At 58.2% G+C, this 26,176-nt stretch carries 25 protein-coding genes; 17 read left to right on the forward strand and 8 right to left on the reverse strand.

Annotated features, from left to right (window positions below):
* Positions 1-5: 5 nt before the first annotated feature.
* On the reverse strand, positions 6-818 hold the full coding sequence (locus tag PMI27_RS08450) for a cytochrome C assembly family protein (protein ID WP_033053429.1): 813 nt from the start codon (positions 816-818) through the stop codon (positions 6-8).
* A gap of 210 nt (positions 819-1,028) precedes the next feature.
* Between PMI27_RS08450 and ffh the strand changes: the two genes are divergently transcribed.
* The 11 genes from ffh to PMI27_RS08395 all read left to right on the forward strand — a co-directional run bounded on the left by ffh (position 1,029) and on the right by PMI27_RS08395 (position 11,425).
* Entirely contained in the window at positions 1,029-2,405 is a 1,377-nt protein-coding gene (gene ffh / locus PMI27_RS08445) for a signal recognition particle protein (protein WP_008151618.1), read from the forward strand.
* A gap of 249 nt (positions 2,406-2,654) precedes the next feature.
* Positions 2,655-2,906 carry a 30S ribosomal protein S16 gene (rpsP, locus tag PMI27_RS08440; protein ID WP_007944872.1) on the forward strand — a complete coding sequence of 84 codons (252 nt, stop codon included), beginning with the start codon at positions 2,655-2,657 and terminating at the stop codon, positions 2,904-2,906.
* Positions 2,907-2,911: 5 nt separating this feature from the next.
* Entirely contained in the window at positions 2,912-3,448 is a 537-nt protein-coding gene (gene rimM / locus PMI27_RS08435) for a ribosome maturation factor RimM (RefSeq protein ID WP_008151622.1), read from the forward strand.
* Complete coding sequence (gene trmD, locus PMI27_RS08430) at positions 3,430-4,203, forward strand: tRNA (guanosine(37)-N1)-methyltransferase TrmD (protein WP_173667518.1); 774 nt, start codon at positions 3,430-3,432, stop codon at positions 4,201-4,203. Before rimM ends, trmD begins: the two co-directional genes overlap by 19 nt.
* Positions 4,204-4,248: 45 nt before the next feature.
* Positions 4,249-4,599 carry a 50S ribosomal protein L19 gene (gene rplS / locus PMI27_RS08425; RefSeq protein ID WP_003175895.1) on the forward strand — a complete coding sequence of 117 codons (351 nt, stop codon included), beginning with the start codon at positions 4,249-4,251 and terminating at the stop codon, positions 4,597-4,599.
* A 99-nt stretch (positions 4,600-4,698) separates the two neighbouring features.
* On the forward strand, positions 4,699-5,595 hold the full coding sequence (gene xerD, locus PMI27_RS08420) for a site-specific tyrosine recombinase XerD (RefSeq protein WP_008151625.1): 897 nt from the start codon (positions 4,699-4,701) through the stop codon (positions 5,593-5,595).
* Between the two features lie 253 nt (positions 5,596-5,848).
* Positions 5,849-6,580, forward strand: a complete 732-nt coding sequence (gene dsbC, locus PMI27_RS08415) for a bifunctional protein-disulfide isomerase/oxidoreductase DsbC (protein ID WP_008151627.1) — start codon at positions 5,849-5,851, stop codon at positions 6,578-6,580.
* Positions 6,581-6,714: 134 nt separating this feature from the next.
* A complete protein-coding gene (locus PMI27_RS08410) occupies positions 6,715-8,019 on the forward strand; it encodes a homoserine dehydrogenase (RefSeq protein WP_033053454.1) in 1,305 nt (434 codons plus the stop codon).
* A gap of 66 nt (positions 8,020-8,085) precedes the next feature.
* A complete protein-coding gene (thrC, locus tag PMI27_RS08405) occupies positions 8,086-9,495 on the forward strand; it encodes a threonine synthase (protein ID WP_008151630.1) in 1,410 nt (469 codons plus the stop codon).
* Positions 9,496-9,616: 121 nt separating this feature from the next.
* Positions 9,617-10,975, forward strand: a complete 1,359-nt coding sequence (locus PMI27_RS08400; RefSeq protein ID WP_008151632.1) for a transporter substrate-binding domain-containing protein — start codon at positions 9,617-9,619, stop codon at positions 10,973-10,975.
* A gap of 162 nt (positions 10,976-11,137) precedes the next feature.
* Positions 11,138-11,425, forward strand: coding sequence for a DUF3509 domain-containing protein (locus PMI27_RS08395; protein ID WP_008151633.1), 288 nt, complete (start codon positions 11,138-11,140; stop codon positions 11,423-11,425).
* Positions 11,426-11,595: 170 nt separating this feature from the next.
* Here the strand turns inward: PMI27_RS08395 and PMI27_RS08390 are convergent, their stop codons facing one another.
* Together PMI27_RS08390 and PMI27_RS08385 are read right to left on the reverse strand one after the other, a co-directional pair.
* The gene (locus tag PMI27_RS08390; RefSeq protein ID WP_033053430.1) at positions 11,596-12,564 is read right to left on the reverse strand and encodes a TIGR02285 family protein; all 969 of its coding nucleotides are present in this window, start codon (positions 12,562-12,564) and stop codon (positions 11,596-11,598) included.
* On the reverse strand, positions 12,518-13,717 hold the full coding sequence (locus PMI27_RS08385; protein ID WP_008151637.1) for a CaiB/BaiF CoA transferase family protein: 1,200 nt from the start codon (positions 13,715-13,717) through the stop codon (positions 12,518-12,520). Before PMI27_RS08385 ends, PMI27_RS08390 begins: the two co-directional genes overlap by 47 nt.
* A 147-nt stretch (positions 13,718-13,864) precedes the next feature.
* Here PMI27_RS08385 and PMI27_RS08380 point away from each other — a divergent pair, with 147 nt between their 5' ends.
* From PMI27_RS08380 to PMI27_RS08370, 3 genes are all read left to right on the forward strand, one after another.
* On the forward strand, positions 13,865-14,407 hold the full coding sequence (locus PMI27_RS08380) for a YaeQ family protein (protein ID WP_008151638.1): 543 nt from the start codon (positions 13,865-13,867) through the stop codon (positions 14,405-14,407).
* A 66-nt stretch (positions 14,408-14,473) separates the two neighbouring features.
* Positions 14,474-16,183, forward strand: coding sequence for a single-stranded-DNA-specific exonuclease RecJ (gene recJ, locus PMI27_RS08375; protein ID WP_008151639.1), 1,710 nt, complete (start codon positions 14,474-14,476; stop codon positions 16,181-16,183).
* Positions 16,184-16,438: 255 nt separating this feature from the next.
* Positions 16,439-17,545: an NADH:flavin oxidoreductase/NADH oxidase gene (locus PMI27_RS08370; protein ID WP_008151640.1), complete on the forward strand. Its 1,107-nt coding sequence runs from the start codon at positions 16,439-16,441 to the stop codon at positions 17,543-17,545.
* A 209-nt stretch (positions 17,546-17,754) separates the two neighbouring features.
* Here PMI27_RS08370 and PMI27_RS08365 read toward each other — a convergent pair whose 3' ends face one another.
* A complete protein-coding gene (locus PMI27_RS08365) occupies positions 17,755-19,380 on the reverse strand; it encodes a glucan biosynthesis protein D (RefSeq protein ID WP_008151641.1) in 1,626 nt (541 codons plus the stop codon).
* Positions 19,381-19,772: 392 nt separating this feature from the next.
* On the opposite strand from PMI27_RS08365, the gene PMI27_RS08360 reads away from it, so the two are divergent.
* Positions 19,773-19,958 carry a hypothetical protein gene (locus PMI27_RS08360; RefSeq protein ID WP_008151642.1) on the forward strand — a complete coding sequence of 62 codons (186 nt, stop codon included), beginning with the start codon at positions 19,773-19,775 and terminating at the stop codon, positions 19,956-19,958.
* A 10-nt stretch (positions 19,959-19,968) separates the two neighbouring features.
* On the opposite strand, the gene PMI27_RS08355 is transcribed toward PMI27_RS08360, so the two are convergent.
* Positions 19,969-20,172: a hypothetical protein gene (locus PMI27_RS08355; RefSeq protein ID WP_008151643.1), complete on the reverse strand. Its 204-nt coding sequence runs from the start codon at positions 20,170-20,172 to the stop codon at positions 19,969-19,971.
* A 96-nt stretch (positions 20,173-20,268) separates the two neighbouring features.
* A complete protein-coding gene (locus tag PMI27_RS08350; protein ID WP_008151644.1) occupies positions 20,269-20,781 on the reverse strand; it encodes a BRO-N domain-containing protein in 513 nt (170 codons plus the stop codon).
* Positions 20,782-21,084: 303 nt separating this feature from the next.
* Here PMI27_RS08350 and PMI27_RS08345 point away from each other — a divergent pair, with 303 nt between their 5' ends.
* Positions 21,085-22,338 (forward strand): AAA family ATPase, encoded by a 1,254-nt coding sequence (locus PMI27_RS08345; protein WP_033053455.1) that lies wholly within the window; start codon positions 21,085-21,087, stop codon positions 22,336-22,338.
* A gap of 2 nt (positions 22,339-22,340) precedes the next feature.
* Entirely contained in the window at positions 22,341-22,967 is a 627-nt protein-coding gene (locus tag PMI27_RS08340; protein WP_008151646.1) for an RloB family protein, read from the forward strand.
* Between the two features lie 44 nt (positions 22,968-23,011).
* Here PMI27_RS08340 and PMI27_RS08335 read toward each other — a convergent pair whose 3' ends face one another.
* Positions 23,012-24,496, reverse strand: a complete 1,485-nt coding sequence (locus PMI27_RS08335; protein WP_008151647.1) for an APC family permease — start codon at positions 24,494-24,496, stop codon at positions 23,012-23,014.
* A 174-nt stretch (positions 24,497-24,670) separates the two neighbouring features.
* A complete protein-coding gene (locus tag PMI27_RS08330; protein WP_008151648.1) occupies positions 24,671-26,095 on the reverse strand; it encodes a gamma-aminobutyraldehyde dehydrogenase in 1,425 nt (474 codons plus the stop codon).
* Positions 26,096-26,176: the final 81 nt, after the last annotated feature.

Raw genomic sequence — 26,176 nt, forward strand, 5'->3', positions numbered from 1 at the left:
GCCCGTCAGATATGCAGGATGTATTCACGAACCAGCTTACTGCCGAAATAGGCCAGCATCAGCAGGCAGAAACCGGCGAGGGTCCAGCGAATGGCTTTGTGTCCACGCCAGCCGAGGCGATTACGGCCCCATAGCAGCACGCTGAAGACGATCCAGGCCAGGCATGCCAGCAAGGTTTTGTGCACCAGGTGCTGGGCGAAAAGGTTGTCGACGAACAGCCAGCCGGAGATCAGCGACAGCGACAGCAGGGTCCAGCCGGCCCAGAGGAAACCGAACAGCAGGCTTTCCATAGTTTGCAGCGGCGGGAAGTTCTTGATCAGGCCCGACGGGTGTTTGTGCTTGAGTTGATGGTCTTGAACCAGCAGCAGCAACGCCTGGAATACCGCGATGGTGAACATGCCGTAGGCAAGGATCGACAGCAGGATGTGGGCGAGGATGCCCGGTTCTTCGTCGATGATCTGCACGGTGCCGGCGGGGGCGAACTGTGCGAGCAGCACGGTGGCGGCGCCGAGCGGGAACAGCAATATAAGCAGGTTTTCCACCGGGATCCGCGAGCAGGCCAGCAGGGTCAGGGCAATCACCGCGGCGGCAATCAGGCTGGCGGCGCTGAAAAAATCCAGGCCCAGGCCAATCGGTGTCAGCAGGTGGGTGAACAGACTGGCGCTATGAGCCAGCACGGCGAGCACACCGAGCGTGACCAGCAGGCGTTTGTTCGCCTTGGCACCGGTGGCCAGACGAGTGCCTTGATAGAGGGTCGCAGCGGCATATAAGCAGGCGGCGGCGAGGGTAGCTAGCAAACTGGGTGACAAGGGGAGCATAAATCCTGTTAGGCAAGCCCGAAAGGCGCTGAGTTTGGCATAGAACCCCCACAGCACGAAAGACCATGCAACCTGACGACGAGGTGTCCGCCAGACGCAGTCTTCGCTATAATCCGCGACCTGCCCACGCCGCAGGCTCGCCGAGCACATGTTTATTCCGGTCTGGGCCGCCATTATCCCGGTCTACACAGGGCCTGAAAGGATCGCGCAATGTTTGAAAACTTAACCGACCGTCTCTCGCAGACGCTGCGCCATGTCACCGGCAAGGCCAAGCTGACCGAAGACAACATCAAAGACACCCTGCGCGAAGTGCGCATGGCGTTGCTCGAAGCTGACGTCGCCTTGCCGGTCGTCAAGGACTTCGTCAATTCGGTCAAGGAACGCGCCGTCGGCACCGAGGTGTCGCGCAGCCTGACGCCGGGCCAGGCCTTCGTGAAGATCGTCCAGGCCGAACTCGAAAGCCTGATGGGCGCGGCCAACGAAGACCTGAACCTGAGCGCCGTTCCTCCTGCCGTCGTGCTGATGGCCGGTTTGCAGGGTGCGGGTAAAACCACCACCGCCGGCAAACTCGCGCGCTTCCTTAAAGAGCGCAAGAAGAAGTCGGTCATGGTCGTGTCTGCGGACGTTTACCGTCCGGCAGCGATCAAGCAGCTGGAAATGCTCGCGGGTGAAGTCGGCGTTACCTTCTTCCCGTCCGATCTGAGCCAGAAGCCGGTCGACATCGCGCAAGCAGCCATTAAAGAAGCAAAACTGAAATTCATCGACGTGGTCATCGTCGATACCGCCGGTCGCCTGCACATCGATGAAGAGATGATGGGCGAGATCAAGGCGCTGCATGCCGCGATCAACCCGGTTGAAACGCTGTTCGTGGTCGACGCCATGACCGGCCAGGACGCCGCCAACACGGCCAAGGCCTTCGGCGATGCTCTGCCGCTGACCGGTGTGATCCTGACCAAGGTCGACGGCGACGCCCGTGGCGGTGCTGCACTGTCGGTGCGCGCCATCACCGGCAAGCCGATCAAGTTCATCGGTATGGGCGAGAAGAGCGACGCGCTCGAGCCGTTCCATCCTGAGCGTATTGCTTCGCGCATCCTCGGTATGGGCGACGTGCTCAGTCTGATCGAGCAGGCCGAACAGACCCTCGACAAGGACAAGGCCGACAAACTGGCCAAGAAACTGAAGAAGGGTAAGGGCTTCGACCTCGAAGACTTCCGCGATCAGCTGCAACAGATGAAAAACATGGGCGGCCTCGGCGGCCTCATGGACAAACTGCCGAACATCGGCGGTATGAACCTGGCGCAGATGGGCAATGCCCAAGGCGCGGCAGAGAAACAATTCAAGCAGATGGAAGCCATCATCAATTCCATGACCCCGGCCGAGCGCCGCGACCCTGAGATGATCAGCGGTTCGCGCAAACGCCGGATCGCCATGGGGTCCGGCACTCAGGTGCAGGACATCGGTCGCTTGATCAAGCAGCACAAGCAGATGCAGAAGATGATGAAGAAGTTCTCCGCAAAAGGCGGAATGGCCAAAATGATGCGCGGCATGGGCGGTATGTTGCCCGGCGGCGGCGCGCCTAGAATGTAATTAATTTACGCAGGGGCTTGCCCTTGCACCTCCCACACGGAAGTGGGATCTCCAGCAAACCCGCACTTGGCGGGAGCTGACTGGCCGTTTTCAACGACGGCTCTATAGCAAATCTTGATGGCGGCCGATAGGCAGCCGGAAAAAGACATTTGCAAAAGTCCGGATATTCCTTAGAATATGCGGCCTTTCGGGCACCTATGCCCGCTGTGCCTTTAGATTTGCAGCACCGACTACAGGAACGATGTTCACATGCTAACAATCCGTCTTGCCCTTGGCGGCTCCAAAAAGCGCCCGTTTTACCACTTGACCGTAACCGACAGCCGCAACCCGCGCGACGGTTCGCACAAGGAACAGGTTGGTTTCTTCAACCCTGTTGCTCGTGGTCAAGAAGTCCGTCTGTCCGTGAACCAAGAGCGCGTAGCCTACTGGCTGAGCGTTGGTGCACAACCTTCTGAGCGTGTTGCTCAGTTGTTGAAGGACGCGGCTAAGGCTGCGGCCTGAGCAATATGAACGCGACGCCAGCTGTTGCTGATGATTTGATCGTTATCGGCAAAATTTATTCGGTTCATGGCGTTCGCGGCGAAGTGAAGGTTTATTCCTTTACTGATCCGACTGAAAACCTGTTGCAGTACAAAACCTGGACGCTCAAGCGCGAAGGTAGTGTGAAACAGGTCGAGCTGGTCAGCGGACGCGGGAACGACAAGTTCCTGGTCGCAAAGCTCAAGGGTCTTGATGATCGGGAAGAAGCACGTCTTCTGGCTGGTTATGAGATCTGCGTGCCGCGCAACCTGTTCCCTGAATTGACCGACGGCGAGTACTACTGGTACGAGCTGGAAGGTCTGAAGGTCATTGATCAACTCGGGCAATTGCTCGGGAAAATCGATCATCTTCTGGAAACCGGCGCCAATGATGTAATGGTGGTCAAGCCTTGCGCTGGCAGCCTGGATGATCGCGAACGCCTGTTGCCCTATACGGAGCAATGCGTGTTGGCCGTCGACCTTGCCGCAGGCGAGATGAAGGTGGAATGGGATGCGGACTTCTAAACGTGGCTAACCTGCGCGTAGAAGTGATCAGTTTGTTTCCCGAGATGTTCTCCGCCATCAGCGAGTACGGCATCACCAGTCGTGCGGTGAAACAGGGGCTCTTGCAGCTCACCTGTTGGAATCCGCGAGACTACACGACGGATCGACATCACACTGTGGACGATCGCCCATTTGGCGGTGGTCCGGGCATGGTGATGAAGATCAAGCCCCTGGAAGATGCGTTGGTTCAGGCCAAGGCAGCAGCCGGGGAGGCGGCGAAGGTAATTTACCTGTCCCCCCAAGGCCGTCAACTGACTCAGTCGGCGGTACGCGAGTTGGCGAATCTGGATGCATTGATCCTGATTGCCGGCCGCTATGAAGGCATTGACGAGCGTTTTATTGATGCTCATGTCGATGAAGAGTGGTCGATTGGCGACTATGTACTGTCTGGCGGCGAGCTGCCGGCGATGGTCCTGATCGATGCGGTTACACGACTGCTGCCTGGAGCTTTAGGGCATGCGGACTCCGCCGAGGAAGATTCCTTTACGGATGGTTTGCTGGATTGCCCGCACTACACCCGACCGGAGGTGTATGCGGATCAGCGTGTTCCCGACGTATTGCTAAGTGGCAATCACGCGCATATCCGGCGTTGGCGTTTACAGCAGTCCCTTGGTAGGACCTTTGAACGACGCGCCGATCTTCTGGAAAGCCGCTCGCTTTCTGGAGAAGAGAAGAAGCTGCTCGAGGAATACATCCGCGAGCGGGACGATAGTTAACAACGTATCGATGGTAGATCCGACGATTTACCTTAGGAGCACAGCATGACTAACAAAATCATCCTTGCACTCGAAGCAGAGCAGATGACCAAAGAGATCCCTACCTTTGCCCCGGGCGACACCATTGTCGTTCAGGTGAAAGTGAAGGAAGGCGACCGTTCGCGTCTGCAAGCGTTCGAAGGTGTTGTTATCGCCAAGCGTAACCGCGGCGTAAACAGTGCTTTCACCGTTCGTAAAATCTCCAACGGTGTTGGCGTAGAGCGTACTTTCCAGACCTACAGCCCGCAAATCGACAGCATGGCCGTTAAACGTCGCGGTGACGTACGTAAAGCCAAGCTGTACTACCTGCGTGACCTGTCCGGTAAAGCAGCTCGCATCAAGGAAAAACTGGCTTAAGTCCAGCTTCCGATGCAGAAAAAAGCAGCCTACGGGCTGCTTTTTTGTTGCCTGCGATTTATCTTCCCTCACCGTACTGTCGGTCTTGCCTGAGCCTTTATGCCCGCCATCGATCATCCACTGATAGACCAATTCCTCGACGCCCTGTGGCTGGAGAAAGGTCTTTCCGATAACACCCGCGATGCCTATCGCAGCGACCTGGCCCTGTTCAACGGCTGGCTGCAGGAGAAGGGACTGGAATTGATCAACGCCGGCCGCGAATTGATCCTCGATCACTTGGCCTGGCGCCTGGAGCAGAACTACAAACCCCGTTCCACTGCGAGATTTCTCTCGGGTGTGCGCGGCTTTTACCGCTATTTGCTGCGGGAAAAGTTGATCGCGGTCGACCCGACGTTACGCGTCGATATGCCTCAACTCGGTAGGCCGTTGCCCAAATCTCTGTCGGAAGCAGACGTAGAAGCGCTGTTGAAGGCTCCGGACTTGAGCGAAGCCATCGGCCAACGCGACCGCGCCATGCTCGAAGTGCTTTATGCCTGCGGCTTGCGCGTGACGGAACTGATCAGCCTGACGCTGGAACAGGTCAATCTGCGCCAAGGCGTGCTACGAGTGATGGGCAAGGGCAGCAAGGAGCGGCTGGTGCCGATGGGCGAGGAGGCGATTGTCTGGGTCGAGCGTTACCTGCGCGATGGCCGCCAGGAGCTGCTTGGCGGGCGTCCCAGCGATGTCATGTTCCCCAGCCAGCGCGGCGAGCAGATGACTCGGCAGACCTTCTGGCATCGCATCAAGCACCAGGCCAAGGTTGCCGGGATCGGCAAGTCGCTGTCGCCGCATACCCTGCGTCATGCCTTTGCCACGCACTTGCTCAACCACGGCGCCGACCTGCGGGTGGTGCAAATGCTGCTCGGCCACAGCGATCTGTCGACTACGCAGATCTACACCCACGTCGCCCGCGCCCGCTTGCAGGACCTGCACGCCAAACACCACCCCAGAGGCTGAACAAAATCCCTGTAGGAGTGAGCCTGCTCGCGATGGCGATCTGTCAGTCACCGCTGTGTTGTCAGGACTACCGCTATCGCGAGCAGGCTCACTCCTACAGGGGATTGCGTTGTCCCAATGTCTTGCGTCAGGCGCATTCGGCCACAGGGGCCTTATGTGGTAGGCTTTGCCGGTTTGCACGATGGGCGTTTATGACCCGGTGTTTCGGCACGGGCGTTCTGATCGTCCCATTTGTCCGCCTTCAGGAGTTCTCATGCGTCTGACCCAGATTTTCGCCGCCGCAGCCATTGCGTTGGTCAGTACCTTTGCCGTCGCCGATGATGCGGCCGACAAAGCCATTCGTAAAAGCCTGGAAAACCTCCAGCTCGAAGTGCCGGTAGAAAGCATCACCGCCAGTCCGCTGCCGGGCCTGTACGAAGTCAAGCTGCAAGGCAGCCGCGTGCTTTACGCCAGCGCCGACGGCCAATACGTGGTGCAGGGCTACATGTTCCAGCTCAAGGACGGCAAACCGGTCAACCTGACCGAGAAGACCGAACGCCTGGGCGTGTCCAAACTGATCAACGCCATTCCAGTCGCGGAAACCGTGGTCTACCCGGCGATCGGCGAAACCAAATCGCACATCACCGTGTTTACCGATACCACCTGCCCGTACTGCCACAAGCTGCACGCTGAAGTGCCTGAGCTGAACAAGCGCGGCATCGAAGTACGTTACGTCGCGTTCCCGCGCCAGGGCCTGGGCTCGCCGGGTGACGAACAGCTGCAAGCGGTCTGGTGCTCGAAAGACAAGAAAGCGGCCATGGACAAGATGGTCGACGGCAAGGAAATCAAGGCCGCCAAGTGCGATAACCCGGTTTCCAAGCAGTTCGCCCTCGGTCAGTCGATCGGCGTGAACGGTACACCGGCCATCGTTTTGGCCGACGGCCAGGTCATTCCGGGCTACCAGCCTGCGCCACAAGTCGCCAAACTGGCGTTGGGCGCGAAGTAAATTCGCATCGTCACGGTCAGCCATTGACGATCATGGTTCGGCGGCAGCATTCGCCGGGCCATTAATAGAGAACCGCGAGTATGCGGTTGTTTTCACGGCCGGCCTTGAGTCGGCCGTTTCATGGGGAGTTCACAGTGAAACCGGTCAAAGTAGGCATCTGTGGGTTAGGGACCGTCGGTGGCGGTACCTTCAACGTACTTCAGCGTAACGCCGAGGAAATTTCTCGTCGTGCCGGGCGTGGAATCGAAGTGGCACAAATTGCCATGCGCACGCCAAAGCCTCAGTTCCAGACGACCGGTATTGCGATTACCAACGATGTCTTCGAAGTGGCCACGAACCCTGAGATCGACATCGTCATAGAGCTGATGGGCGGCTACACCGTTGCCCGCGAGCTGGTACTCAAAGCGATCGAGAACGGAAAACATGTGGTGACCGCGAACAAGGCGTTGATCGCCGTTCACGGTAATGAAATTTTCGCCAAGGCCCGCGAGAAGGGCGTGATTGTGGCGTTCGAAGCCGCCGTGGCCGGTGGCATTCCGGTGATCAAGGCGATCCGTGAAGGCCTGTCGGCCAACCGCATCAACTGGGTTGCCGGCATCATCAACGGCACGGGTAACTTCATCCTCACCGAAATGCGTGAGAAGGGCCGGACTTTCGAAGACGTACTCGCCGAGGCACAAGCCCTGGGTTACGCCGAGGCCGATCCGACCTTCGACGTTGAAGGCATCGACGCGGCCCACAAGCTGACGATTCTGGCGTCCATCGCGTTCGGTATTCCGCTGCAGTTCGACAAGGCCTACACCGAAGGCATCACCAAGCTGACCACCGCTGACGTGAACTACGCCGAAGCGCTGGGCTATCGCATCAAGCACCTGGGCGTGGCGCGCAGCACCGCGGCCGGCATCGAACTGCGCGTGCACCCGACGCTGATCCCGGCCGATCGCTTGCTCGCCAACGTCAACGGCGTGATGAACGCGGTGATGGTCAACGGCGATGCTGCCGGTTCGACCTTGTTCTACGGCGCCGGCGCCGGCATGGAGCCGACGGCTTCGTCGGTGATCGCCGACCTGGTGGACGTGGTTCGCGCCATGACCTCCGATCCGGAAAACCGCGTACCGCACCTGGCCTTCCAGCCGGATTCGCTATCGGCCCATCCGATCCTGCCGATCGAAGCCTGTGAAAGCGCCTACTACCTGCGCATTCAGGCCAAGGACCATCCGGGCGTGTTGGCTCAGGTGGCGAGCATCCTGTCGGAGCGCGGCATTAACATCGAATCGATCATGCAGAAAGAAGTCGAAGAGCATGACGGTCTGGTGCCAATGATCCTGCTGACGCACCGTGTGCTGGAACAGCACATGAACGACGCGATCACCGCCCTGGAAGCGTTGGAAGGCGTGGTCGGCCCGGTCGTACGAATCCGCGTCGAGCACCTGAACTAAGCCGTTATCGTTCACCGGGCTCGCCTGCGAGCCCGGGTTTGCGAACACTGTCTATTGGAGCCAGTCATGCGTTATATCAGTACCCGCGGCCAGGCACCGGCCCTGAATTTCGAAGACGTCCTGCTGGCCGGTCTGGCTACGGACGGTGGTCTGTACGTCCCGGAAAACCTGCCACGTTTCACTCAGGAAGAAATCGCTTCCTGGGCCGGCCTGCCGTATCACGAGCTGGCCTTCCGGGTGATGCGCCCATTCGTGACCGGCAGCATTCCTGATGCCGATTTCAAAAAGATCCTCGAAGAAACCTACGGCGTGTTCTCGCACAACGCCGTGGCACCACTGCGTCAGCTGAACGGTAACGAATGGGTGCTGGAGCTGTTCCACGGCCCGACCCTCGCGTTCAAAGACTTCGCCTTGCAGCTGCTGGGTCGTCTGCTCGACTACGTGCTGGAAAAACGTGGTGAGCGCGTAGTGATTGTCGGCGCCACCTCTGGCGACACCGGTTCGGCCGCCATCGAAGGCTGCAAGCACTGCGAAAACGTCGACATCTTCATCCTGCACCCGCACAACCGTGTGTCCGAAGTGCAGCGTCGTCAGATGACCACCATTTTCGGCGAGAACATCCACAACATCGCGATCGAAGGCAACTTCGATGACTGCCAGGAAATGGTCAAGGCCAGCTTCGCCGACCAGAGCTTCCTCAAAGGCACGCGTCTGGTCGCCGTAAACTCGATCAACTGGGCGCGAATCATGGCCCAGATCGTTTACTACTTCCACGCAGCCCTGCAGTTGGGCGGCCCGGCACGTTCGGTATCGTTCTCGGTGCCAACCGGCAACTTCGGCGACATTTTCGCCGGTTACCTGGCGCGCAACATGGGCCTGCCGATCAACCAGTTGATCGTCGCCACCAACCGCAACGACATCCTGCATCGCTTCATGAGCGGCAATCAGTACGTCAAGGACACCCTGCACGCCACGCTGTCGCCGTCGATGGACATCATGGTGTCGTCGAACTTCGAACGCCTGCTGTTCGACCTGCACGGTCGCAACGGCGCAGCGATCGCCGGGCTGATGGACACCTTCAAACAAGGTGGCGGTTTCAGCGTCGAACAGGAACGCTGGACCGAAGCCCGCAACCTGTTCGATTCGCTGGCCGTGGATGACGCTCAAACCTGCGAAACCATCGCCGAAGTCTTCGAGCAAACCGGCGAGCTGCTTGATCCGCACACCGCCATCGGCGTGAAGGCGGCGCGCGAGTGCCGTCGCAGCCTGGATATCCCGATGGTGATCCTCGGTACGGCGCATCCGGTCAAATTCCCGGATGCAGTGGAAAAAGCCGGCGTAGGAAAAGCGCTCGAACTGCCTGCACATCTTTCTGATTTGTTTGAGCGAGATGAGCGCTGCACCGTGCTGCCAAATGACCTGAAAGCCGTGCAGGCCTTTGTCAGCAAGCATGGCAACCGCGGAAAGCCTCTGTAACCAATTAAAACTGTCACATTTTGAAGCCCGTCTCCTGACGGGCTTTCTCATTTCTGCGTGTCACACTTGCCGGGTTTTCGCCCCATGAAGGACGGGCGAGTTGATCACGAAGGAAGTGGCAATGCTGTTTTTCAGAGGGTTAAAACCAGCCACGTGCTGGATGTTTTTTTTAGTCGGCACCCTGGGCTTTGCTCAATGGGGGGGCGCGTCGCAATTGGCGGCGAGCGATTCCAAAGGATCGGTTGCTGGCCCAAGGATCGAGCTGGATGCTCAAGAGTTGAAATGGATTGCCGAGCATTCGAAAGTCATCGTCGCCTCGGTGCAATACCCGCTGTACCTGTTCAAGGATAAGCACGGCCAATGGAGTGGCTTGAACAATGATCTGCTCAACCGCATCAGCGCGATGACGGGATTGCAGTTTGTTCATGAAGAATCGTTTTCCACCGATCAGTTGCTCGGGCGACTGGAAGATGGCGCAGCGGACATGAGCACGACGCTGGCGATGAATGACGAACGCAAGTCGTTTCTGGATTTCAGTCATGCGTTCGGTGGCGCTGGCTGGGTGTTCGTCGGGCGGGCCGGGGCGCCCAAGGTGCAATCCCTGGAGCAGCTGTCGGGAAGGGTTCTGGTGTTGCCGACCCGGCATGCGCTGGAGGCCACGATTCGCCGCGACTATCCCGACATCGAGCTGCGCTCGGTTAAAACTTACGCGGAGGCCCGGGCGCTGGTCGAGAGCGGTGAGGCTTATGCCACCATCGAAAACGAAACCGGCGCACAACTTTATCCGTCCGGGCAGCTCAAGGTCGGGTATACGGTGGAGGGCAAATGGGAGGCGGACCACCTGGCCGTACGCAAAGGTCAGCCTCAGCTGTCGAGCATCCTCAACAAGGCGCTCGAGGCGCTTGATCCTGCCGAATTGCGCGCCATTCGCCTGAAATGGCTCAATGGGATTGCCCCCGTCAAGGTGCCCGGTACCTGGCCCCGGCTCGCCGAGTGGGGCTGCTGGGGAATGTTTATCGTCAGCCTGTTCGGCCTGTTGTCCCTGCTCTGGAACCGACGGCTCACGGTATTGATCCAGCAACGCCTGGATGCCGAGAAAAGTCTGAGTGATCAGCTCGCCTTCCAGCATGCGTTGATGGACGCCATGCCCGATCCGATGTTTGTTCGTGATCTGGAAGGGCGTTTGATCATGTGCAACAAAAGTTATGAGGAGGGCTTGTCGACCCGTTTCGACCAGGTTCAGGGACGACAGCTGATTGAACTGAACGTCTTGCCCAAAGAGACTGCCGAACTGCTGCATGCAGAGTTCATGGCCCAGCTCGGTACGCGCAAGTCGCGCTTCAGTGAGCGTCAATTGATGTTCAACAACGGCGTCAGGCATATCTATCAGTGGACGGTGCCTTTTTACGGTGCCGACGGACAATTGCGGGGCTTGCTGGGAGGATGGACCGATATCGGCAAGCGCAAGCAGCAGGCGTGAGGCGCCTGTTTTTTATCTGTCATCTTGGGCGTGCATGCTCTGTTGACCAGAGGCGCAGGTTCCCCAGCAGTCGGTATCCAGAACTTTCTTCTCGAGCCAGTGGTCATTTACTGTAGGTACGCCCCAGGCACTTTGTTTTCGGACTATTGAGTGGTGATCGAGATGGAAAGTATCAGTCTATTGCTCGGTGAAGCTCTGAGCCCGTATCAGGTAACGTTGACCCCGTCGGGAACCCATGGCGAATGCCTGGTGACACTGAAAAATGCGACCGGCGCGATCGTGGTCGAACGGGTGTTCAATCAGGCCCAGTTGACCAGCAAGCGTCTGCTGACGGATGTCGTCGACGGTTTGCATCGCGACGTGCTGATCGCCGAAGGCAGGCTGGAGCCCTGCGTCATCGCGGCGTTACGCAATGCTGCTCAGGACAAGATCCTGGCCAACCGAAATTGAATTGTTTTTTGTGGGAACCTTCCTGCGCTTAGGTCAGTCAGACCTTGTAACAGCAGGATCAAGCATTGTGCTCCGGTGCTTGTAGCTTGCTGCCACTGGTCTTTGTATAGACCACGTTTAACCCCGAGTCGTCTCCCCACTTCTCGGGGTTTCTTTTTGCCTGCGATTTGTCATTGCTCGGCCTGGTGCAGGAAAAATGCCCGGCTGGCTTCCAGGTAATCGCTGCGACTTTCGGGGTCCAGCCAGGCGGCGTACGCCTCGCTCAAGTGATCGTGGGGCAGGGTGCGCAGCAGTTGGTTGATCTCGATGATCGCCTGCCGGCCCTGAGGGGTGTCAGTACAGCCGATGTAACCGGACAGGTATTTGCCCGTGCCGCGAATCGGGTAGAACTGCAATTGATCTTCCGCGATCCCTTGCTGCTGGGCCTGGTAGCGGATTTCCGAGCGGTACCCCAACAGCATCCGCAAGCGCCCCAGGCGTTGCATTTGCAACAGGCTGCCCAAGGCATCATTACCGTAGTGGAGGGTCAGTGAGTTGGCTGGCGCTTGTTTGAGCAGCGCGTCGAGATATTCGCCGTAGTTGCGCTCGGCAATAATGCCCAGTTTCTCCCGGCCACTGGTCAGCAGGGCCGCCAGGTCCACTTCGCCGTCCTTGATAAAGGGCGCCAGCACTTCCCGATCAACGCGCCGTACTGCCAGGCCATTACTCATGGCCCGAAAGACCGGGATGGAAAACGCGATCCAGCCATCGCGCTCCTTGCTCCAGTTCAGCGCCGCATCGCACGTGAGGAGTGGCTCGTGGAGCATTTGCAAGCCACGAGCGCGATTGACTCGCATCAGGGTGTGTTCGTATTGCGGCATGCGGGCGATCAGCAGCGGCAGCAGTTGATCGATGACGCCCTGGCCCTTTTTCGACCCTTCGAAAATCATCAGCGGTGGAAGGTCGCGCAACAGCCAGACCAGGGTTTCCTTCGGTTGCGCCAACGCTGGCTGAGCCTGGCCGGCGAGCAACAGGAAAAACGCGAACGCGCACAATGCTCGTCCACCGCGCGTCAGGCAGTGGTTGATGGGCCGCGCAAGCAGGCACCTCAGCTTAGATGGCCCCGTCCTCACGCAGCTTTGCGATCTGTTCCTTGTCATAACCAAGATCGTTGAGTACCTGCGCATTGTGTTCGCCCAACTGCGGCCCGACCCATTCCGATGTTCCGGGTGTCTCTGAGAGTTTCGGCACGATTCCCGGCATCTTGAAATCTTTGCCGTCCGGCAACTTGGCCTTCAGGAACATTTCCCGGGCCAGGTACTGCGGATCACTGAACATATCTTCTGCACTGAAGATCCGGCTGGCCGGTACGTCGGCCTGATTCAACTGCTCGATGATAGTGTCGAGCGGCAGCGAGTTGACCCAGCGATCAATCACCCCATAAATCTCGTCGCGACGGCTATCGCGTCCGTCGTTGCTCGCCAACGCAGGGTCATTGGCCAGGTCCTCGCGACCGATGATCAGCATGAAACGTTTGAAGATCGCGTCGCCATTGGCGCCGATCTGCACATGTTTGCCGTCGGCACTGGTGTGGATCGAGGAGGGCGTGATGCCCGGCATGATGTTGCCGGTGCGTTCGCGGATGAAACCGAACACGTCGAACTCCGGGACCATGCTTTCCATCATGGCGAAGATCGCTTCATACAGCGCCACATCCACCACTTGGCCGAGGCCACCGTTGACCTCGCGATGACGCAGGGCCATCAAGGCGCCGATCACGCCCCAGAGCGCGGCAATAGAGTCGCCGATGGAAATCCCGGTGCGCACCGGTGGCCGGTCTTCGAACCCGGTGATGTAGCGCAAGCCGCCCATGGATTCACCGACGGCGCCAAAACCTGGTTGATCTTTCATCGGCCCGGTCTGACCGAAACCCGAGAGGCGCACCATCACCAGTTTCGGGTTCAGAGCGTGCAAGACTTCCCAGCCCAAGCCGAGCTTTTCCAGCACGCCAGGGCGAAAGTTCTCGATCAGGATGTCCGCCTCGCTGAGCAGTTTTTTCAGGATCGCCAGGCCGTCGGGGTGTTTGAGGTTCAGGGTCAGGGATTTCTTGTTCCGCGCCTGGACGAACCACCACAGCGAGGTGCCTTCATACAGTTTTCGCCATTTGCGCAATGGATCGCCGCCATCGGGGGACTCGATTTTGATCACCTCGGCACCAAACTCTCCGCATATGCGCGAGGCAAACGGCCCGGCGATCAGCGTACCCAATTCAATGACTTTCAGCCCTGAGAGCGGTTTTCCGGTGAGCGGCATGCTGGATCCTGTAGGACAAAGGTTGAGCGAATACAGGGTTTTAACATAGCCGAACGTCAGACGACCAAGGTTGATCGCCTTCAATTCGTGGATTGCCTACCGCATCGGTTAGACTTGCCGCCTTTCCCCGTATCAAGAAGCCCGTTCATGGCCCAGCCGTCCACGACCTACAAGTTTGAACTGAACCTTACCGACCTCGACCGCAGTGTCTACGAGAGCGTGAAGCAGACCATCGCCCGTCACCCTTCGGAGACCGAAGAGCGTATGACCGTGCGGCTGCTGGCCTACGCCTTTTGGTACAACGAGCAGTTGTCGTTCGGTCGCGGTCTGTCAGACGTGGACGAACCTGCCCTGTGGGAAAAGAGCCTGGACGACCGCGTTTTGCACTGGATCGAAGTCGGCCAGCCAGACGCCGATCGCCTGACCTGGTGCTCGCGTCGCACCGAGCGCACCAGCCTGCTGGCCTACGGCAGCCTGCGCGTCTGGGAGACCAAAGTGATCCCGGCGATCAAAAACCTGAAAAACGTGCACATCGCTGCTGTTCCCCAGGACGTGCTGGAAACCCTGGCCAAAGACATGCCCCGGGTTATCAAGTGGGATGTGATGATCAGCGAAGGGACGATTTTCGTCACTGACGACCGTGGTCAGCATGAAGTCCAGTTGCAGTGGCTGAGCGGCGAACGCGGCTGATTACTCGCTGCTGGTCCGCGTTATCCGGTTTTATCCTACGTATTCAAGAGAAGCACCTGTCACCCCATGCGCATCGAACCTCGCCTGTTGCCCGACACCCTGCCATTCCTCGGTGATCTGCCGCCGCTGCTGACCCGTCTGTACGCGGCGCGGGGCGTGCTGTCCGAGGCTGAACTGGACAAGAGCCTGGCGCGGCTGATCCCGTTCCAGCAACTCAAAGGCATCGATGCCGCGATGGATTTGCTGGTGACGGCGCTCGAGCAGCGTCAGCGGATTCTGATCGTCGGTGACTTCGACGCCGATGGGGCGACGGCCAGCACCGTGGGCATGTTGGGCTTGCGCCTGCTGGGCGCGGCGCACGTCGACTACTTGGTGCCGAACCGGTTCGAGTACGGCTACGGCCTGACGCCGGAAATCGTTGAAGTGGCGCTGACCCGTACACCCCAGTTGCTGATCACTGTGGACAACGGAATCTCCAGCGTTGAAGGCGTGGCGGCGGCAAAAAAGGCCGGGCTCCAGGTGCTGGTCACCGACCACCACTTGCCCGGTGACGAGTTGCCGTTGGCCGATGCCATCGTCAATCCGAACCAGCCAGGTTGCGAGTTCCCGAGCAAGGCACTGGCCGGCGTCGGGGTGATTTTCTATGTGCTGATGGCTTTGCGTGCGCGTTTGCGCAGCCTCGGTTGGTACGAGAGCAAGCCGCAACCGAATATCGGTGAGTTGCTGGATCTTGTGGCCCTGGGCAGCGTCGCCGACGTGGTACCGCTGGATGCCAACAACCGGATTCTGGTGCACCAAGGCCTGGAGCGGATTCGCGCCGGGCGCGCACGGCCGGGGATCAAGGCGATCCTCGAAGTCGCCAAGCGTGACCACACGCGCATCACCTCTACCGACCTGGGTTTCATTGTTGGCCCGCGTCTGAACGCGGCGGGGCGTCTGGATGACATGAGCCTGGGCATCGAATGCCTGCTCACCGAAGACGCTGGTCTGGCGCGTGAAATGGCCGCTCAACTCGACGGCATGAACCAGGACCGTAAATCCATTGAGCAGGGCATGCAGCGTGAAGCGCTGGCTCAACTGAAGGATTTGCCGGTCGAGTCGATGCCGTTCGGCTTGTGCCTGTTCGATCCCGAGTGGCACCAAGGTGTCATCGGAATCCTCGCATCGCGTATGAAAGAACGCTATTTCCGTCCGACCATTGCCTTTGCCGATGCCGGCGATGGCTTGCTCAAGGGCTCGGGGCGTTCGGTTCAGGGATTTCATATTCGCGACGCGTTGAGCGTGGTGGCGGCGCAGCATCCGAATCTGATCAGCAAATACGGCGGCCATGCGATGGCCGCCGGCCTGACGCTGCCGGAAGCGAATTTTCCGTTGTTCGCCGAAGCCTTTGACGCGGAAGTGCGTAGGCAATTACGCGAAGAAGACCTGACCGGGCGATTGCTGTCGGACGGCACGTTGGCGGTCGAGGAATTCCACCTGGAACTGGCCCGCGCCCTGCGTCATGCCGGACCCTGGGGGCAGCACTTCCCGGAGCCGTTGTTCCACGGCGTGTTCCAGTTGGTCGAGCAGCGAGTGGTCGGCGAGCGGCACCTCAAAGTGGTGCTGAAGAGTGAATGTGGCTCGGTAAAACTGGATGGCATTGCCTTCGGAATCGACCGCGACATCTGGCCGAATCCGACCATCAAGTGGGTGGAATTGGCCTACAAACTCGATCTCAACGAGTTCCGTGGCAACGAGACGGTGCAGTTGATGATTGCCCACATCGAACCGCGTTGAAGATCAAAAGATCGCAGCCTTCGGCAGCTCCTACAGGTGTACGCCGATCTATGTAGGAGCTGCCGAAGGCTGCGATCTTTTCTTGAACCCACCGAGATTCTCCGATGTCGACTAGTCTCTAAGCACTGCTTGATTATCCTTGTGACGTCTTGTCGAATTTTTTGCCCGCGGGGGCGGGTGCTGCACCTTTTTCCTGTCACTCGTCGACTTTCAAACAGAACCCTGGAGCCTGCCCACTGATTCGAGAGGTGCCCCATGAGTCTGCTGCTTGAACCCTATACCCTTCGCCAATTGACCCTGCTCAACCGCATTGCGGTATCGCCGATGTGCCAGTACTCCAGCGTTGATGGACTGGCCAATGACTGGCACCTGGTCCATCTCGGCAGCCGCGCTGTCGGCGGCGCCGGCCTGGTGTTTACCGAAGCTACGGCGGTCACGGCCGACGGGCGCATCACCGCCGAGGACCTCGGCCTGTGGAACGATGAACAGATCGAACCGTTGCAACGCATCACGCGCTTCATTGCGGCGCAAGGCGCTGTGGCCGGCATTCAGTTGGCTCACGCCGGGCGCAAGGCCAGCACCCATCGGCCGTGGATCGGCAAACATGGCAGCGTCAAACCCGAAGACGGTGGCTGGGTGCCGGTGGGCCCTTCGCCGATTGCTTTCGACCCGCAGCACACACACCCCAAGCAGCTCGATGATGGCGAGATCGCTGAGGTCATTCAGGCCTTTGTCGCTTCGGCCAAGCGAGCACTGACCGCCGGTTTCAAAGTGGTGGAAATACACGCCGCGCACGGCTACCTGTTGCATCAGTTTCTTTCGCCTCTGAGCAATCAGCGGCGCGATCAATATGGTGGTTCGTTCGAGAATCGCATCCGGCTGGTGCTGCAAGTCACCGAAGCGGTGCGTGCAGTGTGGCCTGAAGAGCTACCGCTGTTCGTGCGGGTGTCGGCCACCGATTGGGTGGAAGACGGCTGGAACCCGGATGAAACCGTGGAGCTGGCACGACGCCTCCACGCGTTGGGCGTAGACCTGATTGACGTCTCGTCGGGCGGTACGGCGGCCAACGCCGAGATTCCTACAGGTCCCGGGTATCAGACCCGTTTCGCCGAACGTGTGCGCAAAGAGTCAGGTATTGCCACCGGCACGGTAGGAATGATTACTGAGCCGGCGCAGGCCGAGCACATTCTGCGCACCTGCCAGGCGGACATCATCTTTCTCGCCCGTGAGCTGTTGCGTGATCCGTACTGGCCGCTGCATGCCGATGATGACCTGGGGGGACGCAAGGCCATCTGGCCGGCGCAGTATCAGCGGGCCACCCATCGTGAACAGCCGATTCATGAGTCGGATTTGCGCGACTGATTGATGCTGTAAAAACCAAAAAGCCCCGATCGTTGTGATCGGGGCTTTTGTGTTTCTGTGCACTGAGGTTTGTTGTCTGTCAGGCCCTCATCGCGAGCAGGCTCGCTCCCACATTGGATCTCCATGAGACACAGCTCCTGTGTCCGACGATGATCACCTGTGGGAGCGAGCCTGCTCGCGATGGGGCCAGCCCAGACCCCCGATTACTCTCAGGTGTACTTGCGCTTATCCGGCGCCGGCGGGAAATACTGGTACAACCAGGTCTCACTCAACGTCCGGTCATTGGTGCGAATGAACAACCGCAGCTCAACCGGAGCCACGCTGTCATTGGTCGGGTACCAGTCAAAGGTAATGCGGTAACCCTTGATGTCATCCAGCACCAGCACGTTGAAATCCTTGACCTGCCCATTCGAGCACGTGACCACCGGCTCGATCCCCGCGCCTTCCGGCAAGCGATCCAGACCGCCTCCGGTGAAGTCCACGGCAAACCGTCGAGCCCAAACCTCCGGGTAATGCTCGCCGGGGGCCCAGCCTTCGATGAAGCCGCCCATGCCCGAACGAGTGGCGTTGACCCGCGCCAACGGCGTGCCGACCGGTGGCAGTGCGCTCCAGTACAGCTTGTAGCCGTAGTTCAGTGAGTCGCCGGCCGCGACCGGTTTCTTCGGGGTCCAGAACGCGACGATGTTATCCAGGGTTTCGCCCGTCGTAGGAATTTCCAACAGATCGATAGAGCCTTCGCCCCACGCGGTCGTAGGTTCTACCCACAGGCTCGGACGCTTGCTGTACCAGTCGACGGTGTCTTGATAGCTGTCGAACTCATGATCGGTCTGCACCAGACCGAAACCTTTCGGGTCGGTGTCGGCGAAGGCGTTGAATTGCAGGGTGGCCGGGTTGTTCAGCGGGCGGCAGATCCACTCGCCGTTGCCGCGCCACATGGCCAGGCGATCAGAATCGTGGATTTGCGGGTGAATCGTGTCGCACATGCGCCGTTCATGGGTGCCGCAGCTGAACATGCTGGTCATCGGCGCGATGCCCAGTTGTTCGATGGCAGTGCGCGCATTGATGTGGGCATCGATGCCCATGACGACCTGGCTGGCCTGACAGTCGATGTCGAAACGGTAAGCGCCGGTAGCACTCGGTGAATCCAGCAGGGCGTAGACCACGAAACGGGTGCTGTCCTTGTCCGGGGTCTCGAACCAGAACTTGGTGAAGTCCGGGAATTCTTCACGCTTCTTGGCATAGGTATCGATCGCCAGGCCGCGTGCCGACAGACCGTACTGGCCTGAGGCATCGACTGCACGGAAATAGCTGGCGCCGAGGAAGGACAGCACGTCGTGCTGGTCCAGCTCCGGGGCCTTGAACAGCTTGAACCCGGAAAACCCCAGGTCGCCCGTAAGCTGTTTGGTATCGACCGTGGTTTTTTCATAGTTGAACAGGGACGGGCGGAAATGCACCTCCCGCGCCTGACGCGTCTTGGGGTCGACGCTGTACATGCGCACCGGCTGCTTGAAACCCATGCCCACGTGGAAAAACTGCACATCCAGCTGACCATTGAGGTCATTCCACAGCGAGTGGTTGCCGTCGTAGCGGATCGCGTTGAAATTCTGCGGTGTCATGGTCGCCAGGGTCGGCGGCAACACCTGCTTGGTGTCCTGATAGCGATTGCCGGCGAGCTGCTTGGCCTGGATTTTCAGCGCTTCGAAGTCGAACGCCTGAGCCTCGCCATCCGCCGCGCCGGTACCGGCCCAGGCCCGCGAAGCCAGCAGACCGGTGGCTGATAATCCGGTGTAGGCAGCGATGGCCATGGATGCTTTGAGCAAATTCCTGCGGTGCATAAGTTCAACCTGTCGTGAACAATCCCGCGCCGTTCCTGGCACGTGCTGGATCAAAAAAAAAAGGTTCGGACATGCCTTCGGCCAAACGCAACGGACATTAAACAGATAACAAATAGCTTAAACCGTTCGGTTGCGGAGAAAAAATGATTGGTAGCACTTTGGCTTCGTGGCAATGAAACAAGAAATGTCGGTTAAGTTTTCCGACAGTACTTTCTGATTTATAGGGCATTTCTGCTTTTTTTGACTAATTACTCTAAAAATCGCTTTTCACCGCCGCGATAGTTCCTATTCTGTGTTCATGACCGACCACTGCCCTTCAGGCCGGCGACTACAAAAAGGAGAGGGCGATGCGGTTTTTGAAGTTTTCTCGGACTTATAGAAGGACATCGTCCATGACGAAAGTACAAGGCATCACCCAGTTGTTGGGAATCCTTCCTTGCCTGACCACTGTGCGCCGAAGGCGTCGGGTCAGTTCGGACGAGATGAAATTGTTGGAGCGCTATCGGGAGCTGTCGGAAAGCGACCAGATTGCGATGCGGTATCTGGTGGATGCGATGAGGAGTGTTTCGCGGTTTTGATCGAGGACGGTTACCGTGAAAGCCATTTGGCTTTTACGGTGGCCAGCCAGGTCAGCTTGCCAGCATCGGCGTCGATGATGCCTTCCTGGATTGCTTGGCGGCGAGCCGCAATATTTTTTTGCTCGATGGTTTGTCGCAGATACTTTTCTGAAAAGGCGCTATCACTTGGAATCACTTCAGTGACGCTTTGGCTGGTGATGCGCGGTTTGCTCATGGCTGCAGATTGCTCTTGCGGGAGATTGAACAGGTGTATTCAAACCAAAGGGGCGGACTGTGAAGTCTGCCCCTTTTTCATTTGTTCATCTCGCCTTCAACTGCAAGTGCCCATGATCGGGAACGGTCGCTGTACCTGCATCAGATCAGGCATATCCCGCCATTTGATCCAGGCCTGATGTTGCCAATGCAGCAGCGGCACCGAGATCCCGGCCCACTGCAACGAACTCAGGCTTGGAATGTTATCCACAGATGTCGCTTTCGACTCACGCAGCGAAGGTATGACTTCGTTGCTCAGCCATTGGCGCAGGTTTCGGTTTTCCGGGACGAAGTGGTGCACCAGAAGGGCATACATCCCTGATTCGCTGATCATCAGTGATTCGACTGTTTTGCCGTTCTTCAGCATCCAGACATGTTGGCGCTGATCGGGGTCGAGTTTCAGGGTGAGGCGTTGGTCCATCGGGCGACCCATCAAACGACCGAGATCCTGGACGCAGAACCAGGCTTGGTTGTTCTGCATGAAGGCGTGTAGGAAGCGGTTGTGGCGGGTGAAGATGGTTGGGATGAAATGAGGATGGGTTTCAGACGGATTTAGCGTGTGTTCAAGCATTTTTTCGACTCCAAGTTGAAAAGGGAGCCGCCACTCAGAGGAGCGCGGTTGCGCCATGTTGATAGTGTTCCGGCTTCGACCCCGGGCCGCTGATTTGGCAGCGACGAGGTAAAGCCTATCGTTCAGGCGCTCGCGGCGCCAAGTCTACCTTGGCGCCGCATGCTGTAGGAATCGGTGTCTATGCCGGAAGGTTCGATCTGTAGGAATTTCCTGTTTTTGCCTGAAGTGCAGTCAAGCAGCGTCACAGCCGTGGTTTTTCCTATAGCTTTTCCCGCATTCAGGAACGAACTGCAGGTTTGTTACATGTTGATCGAATTTTCAGTTTCCAATTATCGCTCCTTCCGTGACAAACAAACCCTGTCCATGGCTGCGACGCCGCGCTTGAGCAAAAAGCGCAACGTGTTCACACCCATCGTAAATGGAGAAAAACTGCCTGATTTGTTGAAGGTGGCGGCGATTTACGGACCGAACGCATCCGGTAAATCTTCGCTTATCCGGGCGATGGGCGTCATGGGGAGTTTGCTCGCTTCGATACCCACATCGAATGATGAACCGCTTCCGGTCTCGCCATTTCGTTTTGACCCACAACTTCAAAACGAACCCAGTTCTTTTGAGTACAACTTCATTCAACGCGAGGTCCGATATCGGTTTGTTCTGCGCATGACTGCGCAGCGGATTATCGAGGAACAACTGGTTTCCTATCCCAAAGGTAAGGAAACGCTGTTGTATTCGCGTTGCTTTGTTGATGAGGGAGAGCATTATGTTTTTGGCTCAAGCCTTGAGGGCGGCAAAGAGGTGCACAACGCCTGGCGGCGTCTGACGAGCCCCAAGATGTTGTTTATTTCGCAGGCGGTTGCGAACAGTAGTGAAGAGTTGACTCAGTTGCGGGGGCCGTTTAGCTGGTTTCAAACCGGTCTACTCGTTATCGAGCAGAACAACATGATGGGGCTGTCAGCAGCGTCCATCAGATTTCTTCGGATGGCATCGGATTACACACATGATTTACGAGACTTTCTAAAGGAAGTGGATATCCCGGTGTCAGCGATCCGTCTCAACACCGAAGACGCAGAGTCTGTTCAACGCACCAAAAAACTCACACTGAAAGAGTTCTTCGCCGCAGCCCAAAAAGACAAAGTAACCCTCACACATACGAGCTTTTTAGGCACCGCTGAGTTTGATTTTTCCGAGGAGTCCGACGGTACGAAAAACCTGATTGGATTCTGGCTGCCCTGGTTCATGATCAATCACGCCGATGGTAGCGGGATACTTTCTGTCGATGAGTTGGACAGCAGTCTTCATCCCTCAATAGTCGCGGACTTGATTGAGAAACACCTGGACGGTGGGCTGGATACTCAACTGATCTTTACCACTCACGACACTCATCTAATGAACGCCAAAGCGCTTCGGCGCGATCAGTTCTGGATCACCGAAAGAGACGCTAACGGTGCAACCTGCCTTTTTTCTGTTTACGACTTTGAAGGACGGGAAGGGGAGGATGTTGAGAAACGCTACTTTGAAGGTCGTTATCGCGGGTTGCCACTGATAAGGCGGGGTTGACCATGGCGCGTTCGATACGGCTATTTGATCGAAAGGCACCGCGGTTCAAGCCTCAACCCAAAGTGTTGATCCTTTGTGAAGACAGCAAGTCAGGAAAACGATATCTGGAGGAGGCTGCATTTCATTTTCGCGCCAAAGCTCAAGTGGAAATTGCCCACTGTGGCGTCACACACCCAAGTGGCATTGTAGAAACAGCAATAGCCCGCCAGAAATGCTTCGACAAGATTTTTTGTGCATTGGATCGCGATACACATCTGTGTTTTGAACGAGCAATAAATCTGGCGAGGCCTCATCCGAAAATCAAAGTCATCGCTTCGTACCCCTGTTTTGAGTTTTGGTTGCTTCTGCACTTCGGTTTCAATCGAAAACCATTTCGAGCGGTTGGGAAGCACTCTCCAGGCGACTTGGTGGCCAAGAGCCTCAGAGAAAAACCCAGCATGCATAAATACGAGAAAGGCGAAGAGACCAACTATTTCGCAAAACTTTTAGGTGAGCCATTCCAAAGGGCGAGAGACTTGGCACCAAAGATTATCGAGGACGTCGCTATCAGCGGCGAACCCAACCCCAGCACCGAAATCCACCTGCTTATGGACGAATTCGAAACCCTCTCCAAGCCTCAAGCAATCTAGCATCACGAACCCTGCCCGCATCACTGCGAGCAGGGCAACCGTCATTACCGACTAACCTTCCAAGCATCCCCCGCAGGCGCAGTCCCATGGTCATACGGCTTGGCCAGCCACATATAAACCAGCCCCAAACCAATCACGATCGCGGTACTCAACACCATCGCGTAGTTGATGTACCACGCCGCATCCGGCGTGCGCGGCCAGGCCATGTTGATGATCGCGCCGACGCCATAGACCAGCGCGCCGATGTTCACGGCCCAGCCCCAGGCGCCGAGGGTGAATTTGCCGCTCGGTTTCCAGCCCTTCATGCGTGCATACAACGCGGCGAGCACGATCATCTGGAATGCCAGGTAGATACCGATGGCCGCGAAGCTGACGATGGTTGCCACCGCATCCTGCAGGAAGAAGCCCAGCACAATGATCAGCGCCGGCAGGACGCCGGACACGAATAGCGCCGCAACCGGCACCTGAGTCGTAGGGGAAATCTTCTTCAGCAGTGAGCTGCCAATGACCATTTCATCCCGAGCATAGGAATACAGCAGACGACTCGCCGCGGCTTGCAGGCTGATGACGCAGGAGATGAAGGAAATCATCACCACGCCCATCACCACTTTCGAACCGACCGGGCCGAAGGCGTTGTTGAGGATGGTGGTGACCGGGTCCTTGTCGGTGCCATTGATGACGGCTTGCATGTCTGGCACGGCGAGGATCAGCGCCAGGCAGGCGAACATCGCTGCGATGCCGCCGATGTAGATGGTTATGCGCATGGCCACCGGAATTTGCTTGCTCGGGTTCGGGGTTTCTTCGGCCACGTCGCCGCAGGCCTCGAAGCCGTAGTACAGGAACATCCCCGCCAGCGAGGCGGTGAGGAATGCCGGCAGATACGAGCCGTCGACGCTGATATCGAAGGTGTTGAACAACACACTGATCGATTGATGACGTTCGAAGATCAGCAGATAAACGCCGACGATTACCGCACCGACCAGTTCGCAGAGGAAGCCGAACATGGCGATCCGCGCCAGCACTTTGGTGCCGCTGAGGTTGACCAAGGTGGCGAACAACGTCAGGAACAGTGCGATGACGATGTTGGTGTTGTTGCTCGGTTCAAAGCCCATCATCGCGGCCAGGTACGGACCGGCGCCCACCGCAACAGCCGCGATGGTTACGCACAGGGCGATGGAGTAGATCCAGCCGACCATCCACGCCCAGCGCTTGCCCACCAAGCGACGAGCCCACGGGTACACGCCGCCGGAAATCGGGAACTGCGAGACCACTTCACCGAAGATCAGGCACACCAGCAACTGGCCGCATCCGACCAGCAAATAGGCCCAGAACATCGGAGGCCCACCGGCGGCGAGGCACAGGCCGAACAGGGTATAAACCCCTACGACCGGAGAGAGATAAGTGAAGCCCAGGGCGAAGTTTTCCCACAGGCTCATGCTGCGATTGAAGTTCGAGGTGTAACCCAGTTTGCGTAGCTGCTCGGCGTCGCTGTCCGCGACGGGTACAGCGAGTTCGGGTGTTGTATCCATGGTGTTAGCTCCGGAAAATCGGCAGATTTCGGATGTCCGAAACCGTGGCAGGGCCATGACGGCGCTACCCGGATCGGTGGTTATTGTTTTGTGTTGCGGTGAGGCCATCGCGAGCAGGCTCGCTCCCACATGGATTGCGCTGAACCTGTGGGAGCGAGCCTGCTCGCGATGCTTTTAGTGCTTGAACATCACATGCCGAACGACGGTGTAGTCCTCCAGCCCGTACATGGACATGTCCTTGCCATAACCGGACAGTTTCTGACCGCCGTGCGGCATTTCGCTGACCAGCATGAAGTGCGTATTCACCCAGGTGCAGCCGTACTGCAAGCGTGCGGACAAGCGATGCGCACGCCCGACATCCGAGGTCCAGACCGACGACGCCAGGCCGTAGTTCGAATCGTTGGCCCAGCCCAGCACCTGCGCTTCATCGGCGAATTTGGTCACCGACACCACCGGCCCGAACACTTCACGACGGACGATTTCATCGTCTTGTTGCGCGTCGGCCAACACCGTTGGTTCGAAGAAGAAGCCATTGCCCTCGACAGCCTTGCCGCCAGTGATCAAGCGGATATGCGGCTGCGCCAAGGCACGCTCGACAAACCCCGCCACACGGTCGCGATGTTGCGCGGTGATCAATGGGCCCAGTTCGGTCGACGGATCATCCTGCACACCGTACTTGATGCTGCTGACCGCTTCGCCGAGCTTCTCGACGAATTTGTCGTAGATGCCTTCCTGCGCGTAGATGCGGCAGGCGGCGGTGCAGTCCTGGCCGGCGTTGTAGAAGCCGAAGGTGCGAATGCCTTCCACGGCGGCGTCGATGTCGGCGTCGTCGAAGATGATCACCGGGGCCTTGCCGCCGAGTTCCATGTGCATGCGTTTGACGCTGTCGGCGGTGCTGGAAATGATGTTCGAACCGGTGGCGATCGAACCGGTCAACGAGACCATGCGCACTTTCGGGTGCGTGACCAGTGGATTGCCAACCGTAGGACCACGACCAAACACCAGGTTAAGTACGCCGGCCGGGAAAATCTCCGACGCCAGTTCCGCCAGGCGTAGCGCGGTCAGCGGGGTTTGTTCCGACGGCTTGAGCACCACGGTATTACCCGCGGCGAGGGCTGGGGCGATTTTCCAGGCGACCATCATCAGCGGGTAGTTCCACGGTGCGATGGACGCGATCACGCCGACCGGGTCGCGACGGATCATCGAGGTGTGGCCGTGCAGGTATTCACCGCCCGCCGAACCGCTCATGCAACGGCTGGCGCCGGCGAAGAAACGGAACACGTCGGCAATCGCCGGGATCTCGTCGTTCAGTGCAGCACTGTAAGGCTTGCCGCAGTTGTCTGATTCCAGTTTGGCCAGCTCTTCGCCGTGGGTTTCGATAGCGTCGGCGAGTTTGAGCAGCAGCAGCGAACGTTCTTTCGGCGTGGTTTGCGACCAGCCTTCGAAGGCGCTGTCGGCGGCACGCACGGCGGCATCGACCTGGGCTTCACTGGCTTCGTTGATTTCGACCAACACACGACCGAGGGCCGGGTTGAACACCGGTTGGGCGGGGCCTTCGCCGTCGATCAGTTGGCCATTGATCAAGAGTTTGGTTTGCATGGCATTGTCCTCATTAACACTTTTTATTGTTCTGTCTGAACCGGATCTAAATGTAGGAGTGAGCCTGCTCGCGATAGCGGT

It is taken from the genome of Pseudomonas sp. GM41(2012) (assembly GCF_000282315.2).
In the GTDB taxonomy this organism is placed as follows: Bacteria; Pseudomonadota; Gammaproteobacteria; order Pseudomonadales; family Pseudomonadaceae; genus Aquipseudomonas.